Genomic DNA, 12,646 nt, shown 5'->3' on the forward strand with positions numbered 1-12,646 from the left:
ACCCGCAGTGCGGCCCCCTGCTCCGCAGCACCTCGGCGCAGGCCAGCATGTTACGACCGACGAGATACTTCCGCGTCGTGGTGCCTCCCTCCTTTCGGATGATGTCGATTGCAAACACAGTGGATAGCGTCAGCGTCATCCACGACGGTCACAGGGTCGTCCCGGCGCAAGGAGTGGTCCATGAGGCTCAGAAGCATCACCACAGGAACGATCGCCACCGTCCTAGTGGTGGGTCTGCTGGGCACTCCCGCAGCCGCCACCAGGATCGAGACCCCGATTCCTGCACCGGAGATCGGCCAGGAGTTCGCCGAGGTGTCCTTCGCCGTGGTCGGCGACATGGACGTGGCGGTCGGCGAGACCGTGGAGGCCACCGACCTGGAAAAGGTCGGCGTAGAGGATGGGGTCGCCGAGGCGGTGCTCGAGGAGCCGGAGACGGTGCCCGAACTGCTGCTGCCGGAGGAGGCCGCTCTGCCATCGGATCAGCCCGTTCTGCAGTCTCAGCAGCACTTCGTGGCCTCGACAGTCGCGGCTCCCCGGGTGATGGTGGCCGCCGCCAACGCGCCCGTGCTCTACAGCTGGCTGGATCGTGACAGCAGGACCGTGACGTTGCGCAGCAACATCAACACCAAGATCGTGAACACCCACAACGTCAACTACCGGGTCGCGCGAGCTACGACGAAGTATCCCCAGTACAAGTGGTTCGTCTCCGGCTCCAAGTACAACTACAGCACCCCGGTGAACGAAGTCAGGTGCTCCGGCATCCTGTGGTGGCGCACGTGCAAGGTGGTGCGAACGGTCACGGTGATGGCGGGGGTGGATTTCCGCACCAACACCAGTGACGGCCGCCCCTTCGGAGTGACGACGACGTACTGTCAGGGATACGCAGGAGCGTGCCCTGACTTCGTGAAGAACGCTCTGAACATCTGAGGGGTTGATGGACGTGACCGTGACCGGTGGAACCTTCCTGCACGAGCTGTCCATGGTCGAACGCGCCCAACACCACAGCCTCATCACCGGCGTCACGCTGGCCCAGGAGACCGCCGACGTGCAGTGCGTGACGGGACCGTCGGTGACCGTGCCGCTGACGGCCGGGCGGATTCGCATCGCACAGCTGCTGAGCGAGGTTGCCGGACCCATCACCCCGCCGGCCGCGCAGGATCCCGACACCTACCCGGACACCCCCGCCCCCCAGCAACTGTGGAGCGAACTCCTGGACGACCTAGGTGCTTACCTCCCCGACCTTTCCCACGCCGATCCCGATCTGCAGCTGGTCTCCGTGCACCGGGACGGGGCAACCGCGCGGATCCAGGTCGCCAACAGCACTCGGCAGTTCACCCATGGAGTGCCCCTGGACAGCGGGGAGCCGCCGGCCGCGGTGACGGTCGACATCGCCGCCGCGTTCGCCGCGGCACCGGAACCCCTGCGCTAAGACCGGGCCTCGTTGCCGGTGTCGGCTCTGCTCCCTGCCGGTGACTGCTGGGTCCAGCGGCCTGGCGGCATGGTCTGCCTGGCGCTCCCGGCGCTCACCGGCACCTTGGCAGCCCTCGAAACACTCGCGTCGGAGCACGCCACCGGCCAGGTCGTGCCGGAGACCATCCGAGATGCAGAGAGCCGCGCCTGAGCCCGCGGCCGCAGAACTGGGGACACCAGCTTCCCGGGTGATTGCAGATGCATCCATAGGCTGGAGGGGAACTGACGCTTTCCTGACAGGACTTCCGTGGCCCCCTCCTCTCCCACCTTGCTCCGACTGGGCGCCTCCGCGCTCGTCCTCGCGCTCCTGACCGGCTGCGGCGGGTCGGCGGCCTCCAGCGACACGACGTCGTCGTCGAACGCCGCCTCCCCCGAGACCTCCGCCGCCCCGGAACTGCGCGGCGAGCGCGCCGTGGTGGAGCGGGTGATCGACGGCGACACCGTCGACGTCCGGCGGGACGGTGAGGTGGTGCGCGTGCGGCTGCTCAACATCGACACCCCGGAGACCAAGGACCCGAACGAGGTCGTCGAGTGCCTCGGCCCGGAGGCGACCGCGCTGCTGGAGGAGCTCCTGCCGCCGGGCACCGTGGTGGGCCTGGAGTACGACCAGGAGCGCACCGACCGCTACGACCGCACCCTGGCCGGGGTCTTCCTGGAGGACGGCACGCTGGTCAACGCCGAGATCGCCCGCCAGGGCCTGGGCACGCCGCTCTACATCGCGCCCAACGGCCGGTTCCTGCCGCCGGTCGAGGAGGCCTTCGCCGAGGCGGAGCAGCAGCAGGCCGGCCTGCTCGACCCCACCCACGGCTGCACGATCCCGGCGCAGGTGCAGCAGGCGACGAGCGCGCTCGCCGACGCCGCACCGGCGGATCTGGCCGATGCGGCCGGGGAGATCGCGGCCGCCGTCGCGTTCCTGGCGGCGCTCGACGCGGTCGACGGCGACGCGCACCCGCACGTCCGCCATCTGGCCGGGCTGCCATCGCTCACGAGCGGGATCTCGGGCGTCCGCCAGGACGTCGCGGCCCTCCAGGAGCGCGCCGCCGAGCAGCGCCGCGCGGCGGAGGCCAAGGCTGCGGAGCGCAGAGCGGCCGAGGACCAGCGCCGACAGGCGGAGGCGGACGCGGCCCGTCAGGCGGAGTCCGCCCGGCAGGCCGAGCTCGACCGCCAGGCGGAAGCGGCACGGCAGGCAGCGGCCGACGCCGCACGCCGGGCGGTCGCACCCGCGCCGGCGCCCGCGCCGAATCCGGCCCCCGTTCCCGCCCCCGCGCCGAGGCCCGCGCCGGCTCCCGCCCCTGTGCCGGCGCCGAAGCCCGCCCCGAACCCGGGCGCCAACATCGTCAACCAGGCCCCTCCCGGCTACTACGCGGACATTCCCGGCTACACGGGACCTCGTTGCTACGCGCCCGGCGGGAAGTTCTTCAAGCCCTGCTGATCCCGGCGACAGGATCTGGTCACGGAAGTGGTGCCGGCTCCAAGATGAAAAATCCCCCAGGAACGCCGCATGCGCCAGGAAGTCGCCGCCGGAGAACACCGAACGGTTCAAGAACCCCAAGACGAAGATGAAGACCACGACCCGCAGGATCAGGCTGGTCCAGGACGGACCGGACGCCGCGCCTGAGCCGTCGGTGACCGGCCCGCGTCGTCGTCACCCATGATCCGAGCGGAGTCCCCGCTGCCGTGTCGGACCGGCCGAGGACCCTGGGGCCTGAGACGATCGACGTCCCAGCGACCCCGAGGAGCTCACCGTGGAGAAGACAGGTCAGCCGGTCGAGGAGTACCTCGCCGGGGTCACGCCGGCGAAGCGGCGGGCGGACGCCGAGCGCCTCCTCCCCCTGTTCACCCGGGTCACCGGTCAGCCGGCGGAGATGTGGGGCACCATCGTGGGCTTCGGCCAGTACCACTACAAGTACGCGAGCGGGCACGAGGGCGACGCCCCCGCGGCGGGCTTCGCCGCCCGGAAGGCGGCGACGACGGTCTACGTGTACGACGGCGTCGACGCCCACCGGGAGAACCTGGCGCGCCTGGGCCCGCACACCACCGGAGTGGGCTGCATCTACCTCAAGGATCTCGACGCGGTGGACCTGGACGTCCTCGAGCAGATCGTCGCCGCCTCGTACGCGAAGCTCGGCGACGGCCCGTGGACGGACCGAGCCCGGGACGGCGCCCCGGCCTGAGCGGACGCCGCCTCCACCGACACGGAGGCGACATGAGTCACGGGCCGGCGACGATCCGGGTGATCCCCTGGAGTGCGCCCGTGCGGGGGCCTACGGTCAGCACACGCCTGCTCGGAACCGGCCGGACGGACACCACCACACGAGGGGACGAGACGATGCCGCTCTACCTGTCCAAGTTCAGCTACACCCCGGAGACCTGGGCGCGGTTGATCGCCCACCCGGAGGACCGTCGCCAGGCCGCCCAGGACTATATCGAATCCGTCGGCGGCAAGCTGCACGGCTTCTGGTACGCGTTCGGCGAGCACGACGGCTACAACCTGTGGGAGGCGCCCGACAACGTGTCCATGGCCGCGGTCGTCCTGGCCATCAGCGGTGGTGGCGCCCTGAGCTCCCGGGAGACCACGGTGCTCATGAGCGTCGAGGACACACTGGAGGCCCTGCGCCGGGCCGAGCAGATCAAGTACCGGTCTCCCGGGACCTGATCCCGTCTGCCAGGGGATCCCCAGAAGCAGACCGACCGCTGGATCGCTCAGCGAGACGGGGGCGGTCCGCCCGACCCTCCCGCCATGCCTCCGCCGGTGGGCGTGGTGGTCGTGTCCACCCCGGCGGTCAGGGTGACGGTGTACCCCTGCGCGACACTGCCGGTGACGGCACCCAGCTGGCTGGCCCCGCTGTCGTCGCCGAAGACGTTGTCGCTCGCCAGGGTGAGCTGGGCCAGGTTGCTGACGGAGGACTCGTAGCCGGTGGTGGCGTAGACGGCGTCGCACGCGTTCTTCGGCAGGGCGACCTGCGAGGTGGCGATCGCGGTGGTGGAGTCGGTGATGGACGCCTGGTCCGGGTAGACCTCGAAGTGGATGTGCGGCCACCGGCCCGTGTAGCAGGCCGGGAAGATGCTGGTGAAGCGGACCTTCCCGTCGTCGTCGGCGATCTGCACCCCGCGCAGGTAGTTCTCCTCCGTGACGCCCTCGCTGTACATGGAGTAGCGGCCCTCCCGGTCGCAGTGCCAGACGTAGACGGCCACTCCCGCGAACGGCACCCCGCCGTTGGCGAGATCGGCGATGGCCAGCTCCAGCGTCAAGGGCACGCCCTCGGCGGTCCCGCCGGCGTCCCCGAAACTGGAGCGCAGGTCGCTGCGCACGATTCCGCTCTGCTCGAGCACGTCGGGGCCGTTGGAGCCGTCCCCAGGGTAGGGCCCGGCGGTCTCGTCCGGGATCTCGTCCACCGCCAGGGCCGTGGCCGAGGGCGAGGGCGATGTGGAGGCCGACGACGACGCACTCGCGCCGCTGCCGCCCGCCCCGGCCCCGCAGGCCGCGAGTCCGAAGGCCGAGGCGCCGAGACCGAAGACCGTCAGCACCTTCCGCCGGTTCATCAGGGTGCCGATGTCGAAGCCCAGCCCCTGGTCCACCACCTCCTCCTCGGGGCGCGGCAGCCGGCGGCCCTCGTAGCTGAGCGCCGTCTCGTGCGGGGTGCTGCGGTCCATGGGTCCTCCATCGGTACGGGTCGTTGTCGGCCTCCACGCTAGGAACGGGTGCTGTGCCGCGGCTGAGCCGGGACACAGCACCGCTTGTGCGAATTCATGGACCGGTGCGGGCGCCCGGTCGGCGGGACGCGCGCAGGCCGCGGCGACACGCAGCCGCGGCGAGCAACGATCCGGTCTCACCCGGGCGGCCCCGGCGCACCGGGGTCCTACCGTGGGAGCACCCGGCCCGCCGCTCCCCCCGGGGTGCCCAGGCCCCGTCACTCGGACACCGCACGGAGGACCACCATGCAGACACTGGGCCGCGCCGAGGACTCCATCCACGTCGAGGCGCCGCCGCGGACGGTCTACGACCTCGTCGCCGACGTCACCCGCACCCCCGAGTACAGTCCCGAGGTCGACGAGGTCGTCTGGCTCGACGACGGCGGACCCCGCGTCGGCGCACGCTTCCGGGCCCGCAACCGGGTGCCGCCCGACTCCCGGTTCCCGTGGCACAACACGCCGATCGTCATGGCCGCCGAGCCCGGCCGGGAGTTCGCCTTCGCCCGCACCGAGCGCTTCGCCGGCACCCTCGTGTGGCGCTACCGGTTCGAGCCGGAGGGCACCGGCACCCGAGTGACGGAGTCCTACGAGATCGCCCGCCCGGTCGGCCGCATCGGCTGGTTCATCATCGGCACCCTGGGCCGGGACCGGGACCGGATGACCACGATGCGCCAGGGTCTGCGGGAGAGCCTGCAGCGGCTCAAGCGCGTGGCCGAGGCCGACGCCGCGTCGTCGTCCTCCGCACCGTGACGGACGGGGTCGGGACCAGCGCCTGACCCGGTCAGCTCAGGCGGGCCGCCGCGGCGACCACGGCGTTGCGCACGGCCAGCCCGTGCCGCGCCGTGCCCACGCGGTTCGCCAGACGGGCCAGACGCACCGTGCGGACGGTAGGCCGGCGGCGTACGGCGTCGTACCGGTGCAGGGCGCCGGGCACGTCGGAGGCCGCGCTCAGCGCCTCGACGAGCGCCGTCGCGTCGAGGAGGGCCTCGCAGGCGCCCCGGCCGAGATTGGAGGCCATGCCGTGGGCGGCGTCGCCGAGGAGCACGGTGTGCCCCCGGACATAGGACGGCAGCGGGGGCACGTCGAGCAGCGTGCGCCGGTCGATCGGAGTGCCCCCGAGGGCGGCCAGGACGCGCCGCACGGCCGGGTGCCAGTCGCCGTAGAGCAGGTGGAGGGCCTGGGCGTCGTCGCGCTCGGACGCGGCGGAGGCGAGCACGTCGGCGTGGACGCTCGCGAACCAGTTGGTGCGCTCGGCGTCGTGCGGGGTGATCCCGAAGAGCCGCGCCGGCCCCCAGGTCTCCGTGACGCCGTCCGCCGGGCCCGGGACGGTGCCGCGGAGGGCGACCGTGCCCAGCGGCCGCGGGGCGACGCCGAAGAGCGCGGCGCGGACGGGGCTGTGGACGCCGTCCGCCGCGACGACGACGTCGGCCGCGGGCAGGGCGCCGTGGTCCGTCACCGGGGCGTTCCACGCGATGACGTCCGGGGGCAGGCCCTGGGCCAACGCCGCCAGGAGCGCCGGCCGGGGGACCAGCCGGGCCGTGCGCCCGGGGCCGAGGTGGGCGATCTCGGTGCCGTCCGGCCGGAGGAGCCGCGCCCCCCGCTGCTCCACGGAGGCGGCCCGGACCTGCTCGCCCACCCCCAGTCGGTCCAGGGCCCGCATCGCCTCGGGCCACATGCCCAGCGCCGTGCCGGCGCCGGGCAGGCCCGAGGAGCGCTCGAGCACCCGGACGGACCAGCCCGCGCCGAGCAGGCCGCGGGCGGTGGCCAGGCCGGCGATGCCCGCACCGATGACGACGGCCGATCCGCGCACGGCTCCTCCTGTGGTCGGCGGGTCCCGGTCCCGAGACGTGCCCCGGGCGGTCGAGCTGCAGGCGGCCGGACTACAGGCGGTCCAGGAAGTTCCCGATGTTCTCCCACGTCCAGGTCTCGCAGCGGGCGGGGCCCATCTCGGCCGGCTTCTTCCGCGCCTCGGGCTCCACCCACAGACCCAGTAGCGGCTTGTCCTCGGCCACCGCGCACCGGATCTGCCACCGCGCCGCGTCCGATGCCGGCGTGCCGCCGCCGATCAGCGCGATCACGCCGTCGCTGCGGCGGATCCGGTCCCGCACGTCCTGCTTCCACTCGTCCGCGCTCGCCCCGTTCCCGGGCGGCTCCACGAACCGCGCCTGGTCCCCGGCCCGGTCCCACTGCGCGGTGAAAAGGTTCCGGAACAGCTCGTCCTGCTCCGCGAACGCCAGAAATACAGTCTTCGGCGCCATTGCCGTCAACTCCCTGCCACATCGAAAGTTTGTCCTAGTGCAAGGCACCATATGCGGTCGGCGCCGTCCGGCGGGCGGAGCCAAGCAACATCCCTTCATGAAGACCTCTGATGTCCCGATGTGCAGTGCGCGGCCCGAACGCCCTCCGTGCGCTCTGGCCTGCCCGCGGGCGGGGTGGAAAAATGGTGCTGCGCCTGCCCCGCACCCGGGCTGAGCCCGTCGAGCACCGCGGTCCCGAGAACACCCCCGCGCACCGGGGCACGAGAGGTCGACGGGACCGGCCGGTGGGCGACGAACCGGAATCCGCCCGCCGGCCCAGCACTGCGGCCCGACGTGACCCGCGCGCTCGGCACCGGCACCACCGCGCGCAAGGAGCCCGCGCCGGACGGATCCGGAGGACGACGAAGGAGCGGCATGGACGAGCTGGAGCGCATCGACGCGGCGTTCCCCGGACTGACGTGGTCGAGGGCGCGGCGGATCACCGAGGGCTGGGACCACGTCATCGTCGTCCTGGACGAGGCCCTGGTGTTCCGCTTCCCGCAGGAGGCGCCGTACACGGAGGCGCTCGGCCGGGAGGTCGCGGTCCTGGCCCACCTCGCCCCGCGGCTGCCGGTGCGGATCCCGCGCTACGACCGCGTGGCGCCGGACGGCTCGTTCGCCGGGTACCCGCTCCTGCCCGGCCGCACGCTCCAGCCGGAGGTGCTGGCCTCCCTGGACGGAACGGCGCGCGACGCGCTCGTGGACCAGCTGGCCGGCTTCCTCTCTGCCCTGCACACCGCACCCGTCCCCGGCACCCCGCTGGAGCAGGTGCCGGCGTCCTTCCTGGCCGAGGACCAGGACGACGTCCGCAGCGCGGCCGCCGCGCACCTGCCCGCTGTGCTGACTCCGGCCGAACTGGACGAGGTGGAGCGGATCCTGACCGACGTCGACGCGCTCCTCGCCGCCGACCTCCCCGAGGTGGTCGTCCACAACGACGTCTACAGCCGGCACCTGCTCTGGGACGACGACGACGCCCGGCTCGGCGTGATCGACTTCAGCGACATGTGTGTCGGTGACCCGGCCGTGGACTTCGCGGAGCTGCACGAGTACGGCGAGGACTTCGTCCGCGCGGTGCACGAGCGCTACACCGGGCCCAGGGACCCCGGGCTCCTCGACCGCGCCTGGACCTACCAGCGCTGGATCGGGGTGTACATGCTCACCGACCACTTCGACGTCGGCAAGACCACGTGGGAGGTCGCCCGGGAGACCTTCGACCGTGTCCGGCGCGGTCGGTGAGGCGGACCCGGCGCCGTCCCTCGGCGGTTGCCGCGCGGCACCGCGCCCGTCGTCGTCCGGGACTGCCGTGACGTCGCCCGGTGCACCGGCCGAGAATGGGAGCATGCGACGACTGACCTACTTCATCGGCGTCTCGATCGACGGCCGGATCGCCGGCCCGCACGACGAGACCGACTTCTTCCCGCTCTCCGACGCCTACGGCGCCTGGCTGGGCGAGGAGTTCCCTGAGACCCTCCCGACCCACGTCCGCACCCACCTCGGCATCGACGACGCGCCCCACCGGCACTTCGACACCGTGGTCATGGGCCGGCGCACCTACGAGCCAGCCCTGGCGATCGGCGTGGTCAGTCCGTACGCGCACCTGCGCCAGTACGTCGTGTCGACCACGCAGCAGGAGCTCACCCCGGAGGTGACGGTCGTGCGCGAGGACCCGGCCGGGCTCGTGCGCTCGCTCAAGGCCGAGGACTCGCCGTTCGACGTCTGTCTCGTCGGCGGTGCGTCGCTGGCCGCGGCGGTGCTCCCGGAGATCGACCGGGTGGTCGTCAAGCTCTACCCGGTGCTCGCCGGGGCCGGGCGGCCGGCCTTCGACGCCGGGGAGTTCTCGCCCGCCCGGTTCGACCTGACGGACGTCAGCACGTTCGAGGGCGGCCACGTGGTCCTGACCTGGGACCGCCGCCCGTAGGGTGGTCAGGACGGCGGGTTCTCCCTCGGTGAAGAGAACGGCCGGCGACACTCCGCCCAGCAGCGAGGAACGACCATGACTTCCACCGCGTTCACGATCCGACCGGCGACGAGCGAGAGGTTCGACGACGTCGCCACCGTCCTCGGCCCCCGCAACCCCGACTCGGCGGTCTGCTGGTGCCTCACCTACCGGCTCCCCTCCAAGGAGAACCGCGCGCTGACCGGCCGGGAACGGGCGCAGAGGGTCCAGGAGCTGTGCGCCCGGCCGATCCCGCCGGGCGTCCTCGCCTACGACGGCGGGACGGTGGTCGGCTGGTGCGGCGTGGCCCCGCGGGCCGAGCTGCACTCCTTCGCCCACAGCAGGCGCATCCCCCACGTGGACGACCTCCCGGTCTGGGCCGTGTGGTGCTTCAGGGTGCGCGGCGGCCAGCGGGGCCGGGGTGTGGCCCAGGCCCTGCTCGAGGGCGCCGTGGAGCACGCCCGCAGCCACGGCGCGCCGGCCGTCGAGGGCTACCCGGTGGACAACGGGGACCGGAAGGTCGACACCACGATGGCCTATGTCGGCACCCGCGCCATGTTCGAGCGCGCCGGCTTCACCAAGACCGCCGACACCACCTCGGTCCTCAACGGGTTCCCCCGCATCCTCATGCGGCTGCCGCTGCGGTGAGCGGGGCCTGAGCGTGGCCCGCACCGGGCACGCGGTCAGGACGCGGGCGCGGCCCGGGGCGGGCGGCTGAAGCGGGCCCGGTAGTCGGTGGGCGAGATCGCGTACCGGCCCACGAAGCTCTGCCGCAGGGCCTCGGCGGAGCCGAACCCGCACCGCTGGGCGATCGCGGCCGCCGGCAACGAGCTGGACTCCAGCAGCCGGGCGGCGGCGTCGGTCCTGGCCTCCCGCACGAACCGGGCCGGCGGCAGGCCCAGGTGCGCGTCGAAGAGGCGGGTGAGGTGGCGGGGGCTGACCCCGACGTGGTCGGCGACGGCCGCGGTGGACAGGTCCGCGTCCAGGTGGGTGGTGATGAACCCGATCGCCTGCTGCACCACGTCGTTGCCTCCTCCGGAGACGCCGGTGAACAGGCTCATCTGGGCCTGGTTGCCCGGCCGCTGCAGGTAGGTCACGAGGTTGCGGGCCACCTGGCGGGCCAGCGGCACGCCGTGGTCGTCCTCGATGAAGGACAGGGTCAGGTCCAGCGCGCTGGTGACCCCGGCGGCGGTGGCGATCCGCCCGTCGCGGATGTAGATCGGGTCCGGGTCGACCTCGACCTGCGGATAGCGGCGGGCGAGGTCGGCGGCGAAGCGCCAGTGCGTGGTGGCGCGCCGCCCGTCGAGCAGCCCGGCGGCGGCCAGGACGCTGGCGCCGGTGCACACGGAGGCCACCCGCCGGCTCGTGGCCGCGAGGCGCCGCACGTGCCGCAGGAGGGGCTCGGCGTCGGCGGCGCGGTGGTGGCCGAGGCCGCCGGTCACGATCATCGTGTCGACCGGTCCGAGCACGTGCTCGAGGGCGCCGTCCGCCTGCAGGGTCAGACCGGTCTCGCAGCGGATCGGGACCCCGCGCAGGCTCAGCACCTGCACCCGGTAGGGGTCGCGAGGCCGGCCGATCATGTTGGCCAGGGCCAGGGGCGTGGTGATGCAGGCGATGTCGAGCAGCTCCGCCCCGTCGTAGGCGATCACCGCCGTGGCACGATCAGCCATCAGGTTCCCCTGTCACCCGGTGTGGGACGAGTATCCCAGGATTCCGGACGCAGCGGAGGACGGGTCCGAAGAGTGACGTCCGGCCGCTCCTACCCTCGTGGCATGAACCACCGGTCTCCGTCCGCAACCCTCTCCGCTCCGGCACCGACATCGTCGGCGCCCCGACCCGTCCTGGCGATCGCACGGCGGTGGCCCGCGATCCTCGGCCTGGCGTTCGCCGCGTTCAACCTCGCCACCGACGACCCGCGCAGCGTCACAGCCGTGCTCCTGGTGCTGGTGCTGGCGACGACGGGGTACGTGGTGATCGCCGTGCTCGACCGTCCCCGCTGGTCCTGGCCGGTGCTCGCCGTCCTGGTCGTCCTCGTGGTCACGGCCCGGCTCGCCGGGGCGGGGCCGGTCGTCGAACTGGCCGCCATGACCGCGGTCGTGCTGGGCGCCGTCGTCGTCGGCGCGGTCCGGGGCACCTTCTCGCGGCCCGGGGCCTATCGCTGGCAGCCGTTCGCCGCCGTCGGGTTCATGGCGCTCGGACTCGGTGCGCTCTGGCTCTCCCCGGAGGCCGGGCGCGTGCTGGTCGCTGCTGGCCTGATCGGCCACGCCGCGTGGGACCTGGTGCACTGGCACCGCCACGAGGTGGTCTCGCGGTCGCTGGCCGAGTGGTGCGGTGCCCTCGATCTCGCCCTCGGGGTCGGCGTCCTCGCTCTCGCCCTCGCCGGATGAGCCCGGTGGCTGTCTTCGCCCTGGTCCACGCCGCGGCGGTGGACGCCTGGTACTGGCACCTGCTGAGCGCCGAGCTCCGGGCCCGTGGTCATGACGTGGTCGCGGCCGATCTGCCGGTCGACGACGACGCCGCCGGGCTGTCCGAGTACACGGCGACCGTGGTCGAGGCGCTGGGCACCCGCCGGGACGCCGTGCTGGTCGGGCACTCGTTCGGCGGGTTCACGGCGCCGCTCGTGGCGGCACGGGTCTCGGCCGCTCTGCTGGTCATGCTCCAGGCGCAGATCCCGGCTCCCGGCGAGGCCCCCGGGGACTGGTGGGGGAACACCGGCCACGCCCAGGCCCGGCAGCGGCAGGACGCGCTCGACGGGCGGGACCCCGCCGCGCCGGTGGATCCGCTGGACCTCATGCTCCACGACACACCGGCCGGGCTCGCCCAGGAGCTCCTCCGCCACCAGCGCGAGCAGTCGGCCACCCCGTTCGAGGCGCCCTGGCCGCTGGCCTCCTGGCCGGCGGTTCCCACCCGGGTGCTGCTGAGCCGCGGCGACCGGTTCCTGCCGCTGGAGTTCATGCGTCGCGTTACCCGGGACCGTCTGCGCCTCGAACCGGACGTGATGCCCGGCGACCACTGCCCGATGCTCGGGCACCCCGCGGAACTGGCCGACCGGCTGGTCGCCTACCACCGGTCCCTCGGGGCCACGACACCCGGTGCGCGCACGTCACACCGCGGACCGCCGCCTCCCCGCAGGAGTCCCGATGACGACACTCATCACCCCTGACCTCGTCCTGATGGAGCACCGGGACCGTCTCGCCGCGGCCGAGCGCGCCCGGCGGACCCGTCCCGGTCCGGACCGGGACGGGGCGGC

Annotated in this window: 15 protein-coding genes; 11 read left to right on the forward strand and 4 right to left on the reverse strand. The window is 73.0% G+C overall.

The window, feature by feature from the left end:
- The first annotated feature begins 180 nt into the window (after positions 1-180).
- From E7Z53_RS01905 to E7Z53_RS01925, 5 genes are all read left to right on the forward strand, one after another.
- Positions 181-927: a hypothetical protein gene (locus E7Z53_RS01905; protein ID WP_176337052.1), complete on the forward strand. Its 747-nt coding sequence runs from the start codon at positions 181-183 to the stop codon at positions 925-927.
- 19 nt (positions 928-946) lie between these two features.
- Positions 947-1,429 carry a hypothetical protein gene (locus E7Z53_RS01910; RefSeq protein ID WP_176337053.1) on the forward strand — a complete coding sequence of 161 codons (483 nt, stop codon included), beginning with the start codon at positions 947-949 and terminating at the stop codon, positions 1,427-1,429.
- A 288-nt stretch (positions 1,430-1,717) separates the two neighbouring features.
- A complete protein-coding gene (locus tag E7Z53_RS01915; RefSeq protein ID WP_051063841.1) occupies positions 1,718-2,902 on the forward strand; it encodes a thermonuclease family protein in 1,185 nt (394 codons plus the stop codon).
- 313 nt (positions 2,903-3,215) lie between these two features.
- A complete protein-coding gene (locus tag E7Z53_RS01920; protein ID WP_126349647.1) occupies positions 3,216-3,644 on the forward strand; it encodes a DUF1801 domain-containing protein in 429 nt (142 codons plus the stop codon).
- Positions 3,645-3,799: 155 nt separating this feature from the next.
- Positions 3,800-4,126, forward strand: a complete 327-nt coding sequence (locus E7Z53_RS01925) for a GYD domain-containing protein (protein WP_095650127.1) — start codon at positions 3,800-3,802, stop codon at positions 4,124-4,126.
- 47 nt (positions 4,127-4,173) lie between these two features.
- Here the strand turns inward: E7Z53_RS01925 and E7Z53_RS01930 are convergent, their stop codons facing one another.
- Complete coding sequence (locus E7Z53_RS01930) at positions 4,174-5,124, reverse strand: intradiol ring-cleavage dioxygenase (RefSeq protein ID WP_095650126.1); 951 nt, start codon at positions 5,122-5,124, stop codon at positions 4,174-4,176.
- 285 nt (positions 5,125-5,409) lie between these two features.
- Between E7Z53_RS01930 and E7Z53_RS01935 the strand changes: the two genes are divergently transcribed.
- The gene (locus E7Z53_RS01935) at positions 5,410-5,913 is read left to right on the forward strand and encodes an SRPBCC family protein (protein WP_095650125.1); all 504 of its coding nucleotides are present in this window, start codon (positions 5,410-5,412) and stop codon (positions 5,911-5,913) included.
- 31 nt (positions 5,914-5,944) lie between these two features.
- Here the strand turns inward: E7Z53_RS01935 and E7Z53_RS01940 are convergent, their stop codons facing one another.
- Positions 5,945-6,973: an FAD-dependent monooxygenase gene (locus E7Z53_RS01940; protein WP_176337054.1), complete on the reverse strand. Its 1,029-nt coding sequence runs from the start codon at positions 6,971-6,973 to the stop codon at positions 5,945-5,947.
- A 70-nt stretch (positions 6,974-7,043) separates the two neighbouring features.
- Entirely contained in the window at positions 7,044-7,421 is a 378-nt protein-coding gene (locus E7Z53_RS01945; RefSeq protein WP_109221529.1) for a TIR domain-containing protein, read from the reverse strand.
- Positions 7,422-7,835: 414 nt separating this feature from the next.
- Here E7Z53_RS01945 and E7Z53_RS01950 point away from each other — a divergent pair, with 414 nt between their 5' ends.
- The 3 genes from E7Z53_RS01950 to E7Z53_RS01960 all read left to right on the forward strand — a co-directional run bounded on the left by E7Z53_RS01950 (position 7,836) and on the right by E7Z53_RS01960 (position 10,044).
- The gene (locus E7Z53_RS01950) at positions 7,836-8,696 is read left to right on the forward strand and encodes a phosphotransferase family protein (RefSeq protein WP_176337055.1); all 861 of its coding nucleotides are present in this window, start codon (positions 7,836-7,838) and stop codon (positions 8,694-8,696) included.
- A 103-nt stretch (positions 8,697-8,799) separates the two neighbouring features.
- Entirely contained in the window at positions 8,800-9,378 is a 579-nt protein-coding gene (locus tag E7Z53_RS01955) for a dihydrofolate reductase family protein (protein ID WP_109221531.1), read from the forward strand.
- A gap of 75 nt (positions 9,379-9,453) precedes the next feature.
- The gene (locus E7Z53_RS01960; protein ID WP_176337056.1) at positions 9,454-10,044 is read left to right on the forward strand and encodes a GNAT family N-acetyltransferase; all 591 of its coding nucleotides are present in this window, start codon (positions 9,454-9,456) and stop codon (positions 10,042-10,044) included.
- Positions 10,045-10,079: 35 nt separating this feature from the next.
- Here E7Z53_RS01960 and E7Z53_RS01965 read toward each other — a convergent pair whose 3' ends face one another.
- Positions 10,080-11,066: a GlxA family transcriptional regulator gene (locus tag E7Z53_RS01965; protein ID WP_035923709.1), complete on the reverse strand. Its 987-nt coding sequence runs from the start codon at positions 11,064-11,066 to the stop codon at positions 10,080-10,082.
- 102 nt (positions 11,067-11,168) lie between these two features.
- Here E7Z53_RS01965 and E7Z53_RS01970 point away from each other — a divergent pair, with 102 nt between their 5' ends.
- Together E7Z53_RS01970 and E7Z53_RS01975 are read left to right on the forward strand one after the other, a co-directional pair.
- Positions 11,169-11,783 carry a hypothetical protein gene (locus E7Z53_RS01970; RefSeq protein ID WP_035923711.1) on the forward strand — a complete coding sequence of 205 codons (615 nt, stop codon included), beginning with the start codon at positions 11,169-11,171 and terminating at the stop codon, positions 11,781-11,783.
- Positions 11,780-12,559, forward strand: coding sequence for an alpha/beta fold hydrolase (locus tag E7Z53_RS01975; RefSeq protein ID WP_217905333.1), 780 nt, complete (start codon positions 11,780-11,782; stop codon positions 12,557-12,559). Before E7Z53_RS01970 ends, E7Z53_RS01975 begins: the two co-directional genes overlap by 4 nt.
- The last annotated feature ends 87 nt before the right edge of the window (positions 12,560-12,646 follow it).

This window comes from Kocuria salina, from assembly GCF_013368965.1.
Taxonomy (GTDB): domain Bacteria; phylum Actinomycetota; class Actinomycetes; order Actinomycetales; family Micrococcaceae; genus Kocuria; species Kocuria rosea.

Coding starts and splice junctions, on each gene's coding strand:
- E7Z53_RS01925 (WP_095650127.1), top strand. CDS start 3,800: ATGCCGCTCTACCTGTCCAAGTTCAGCTACACCCCGGAGACCTGGGCG.
- E7Z53_RS01945 (WP_109221529.1), bottom strand. CDS start 7,421: ATGGCGCCGAAGACTGTATTTCTGGCGTTCGCGGAGCAGGACGAGCTG.
- E7Z53_RS01970 (WP_035923711.1), top strand. CDS start 11,169: ATGAACCACCGGTCTCCGTCCGCAACCCTCTCCGCTCCGGCACCGACA.
- E7Z53_RS01960 (WP_176337056.1), top strand. CDS start 9,454: ATGACTTCCACCGCGTTCACGATCCGACCGGCGACGAGCGAGAGGTTC.
- E7Z53_RS01975 (WP_217905333.1), top strand. CDS start 11,780: ATGAGCCCGGTGGCTGTCTTCGCCCTGGTCCACGCCGCGGCGGTGGAC.
- E7Z53_RS01965 (WP_035923709.1), bottom strand. CDS start 11,066: ATGGCTGATCGTGCCACGGCGGTGATCGCCTACGACGGGGCGGAGCTG.
- E7Z53_RS01935 (WP_095650125.1), top strand. CDS start 5,410: ATGCAGACACTGGGCCGCGCCGAGGACTCCATCCACGTCGAGGCGCCG.
- E7Z53_RS01950 (WP_176337055.1), top strand. CDS start 7,836: ATGGACGAGCTGGAGCGCATCGACGCGGCGTTCCCCGGACTGACGTGG.
- E7Z53_RS01955 (WP_109221531.1), top strand. CDS start 8,800: ATGCGACGACTGACCTACTTCATCGGCGTCTCGATCGACGGCCGGATC.
- E7Z53_RS01930 (WP_095650126.1), bottom strand. CDS start 5,124: ATGGACCGCAGCACCCCGCACGAGACGGCGCTCAGCTACGAGGGCCGC.
- E7Z53_RS01905 (WP_176337052.1), top strand. CDS start 181: ATGAGGCTCAGAAGCATCACCACAGGAACGATCGCCACCGTCCTAGTG.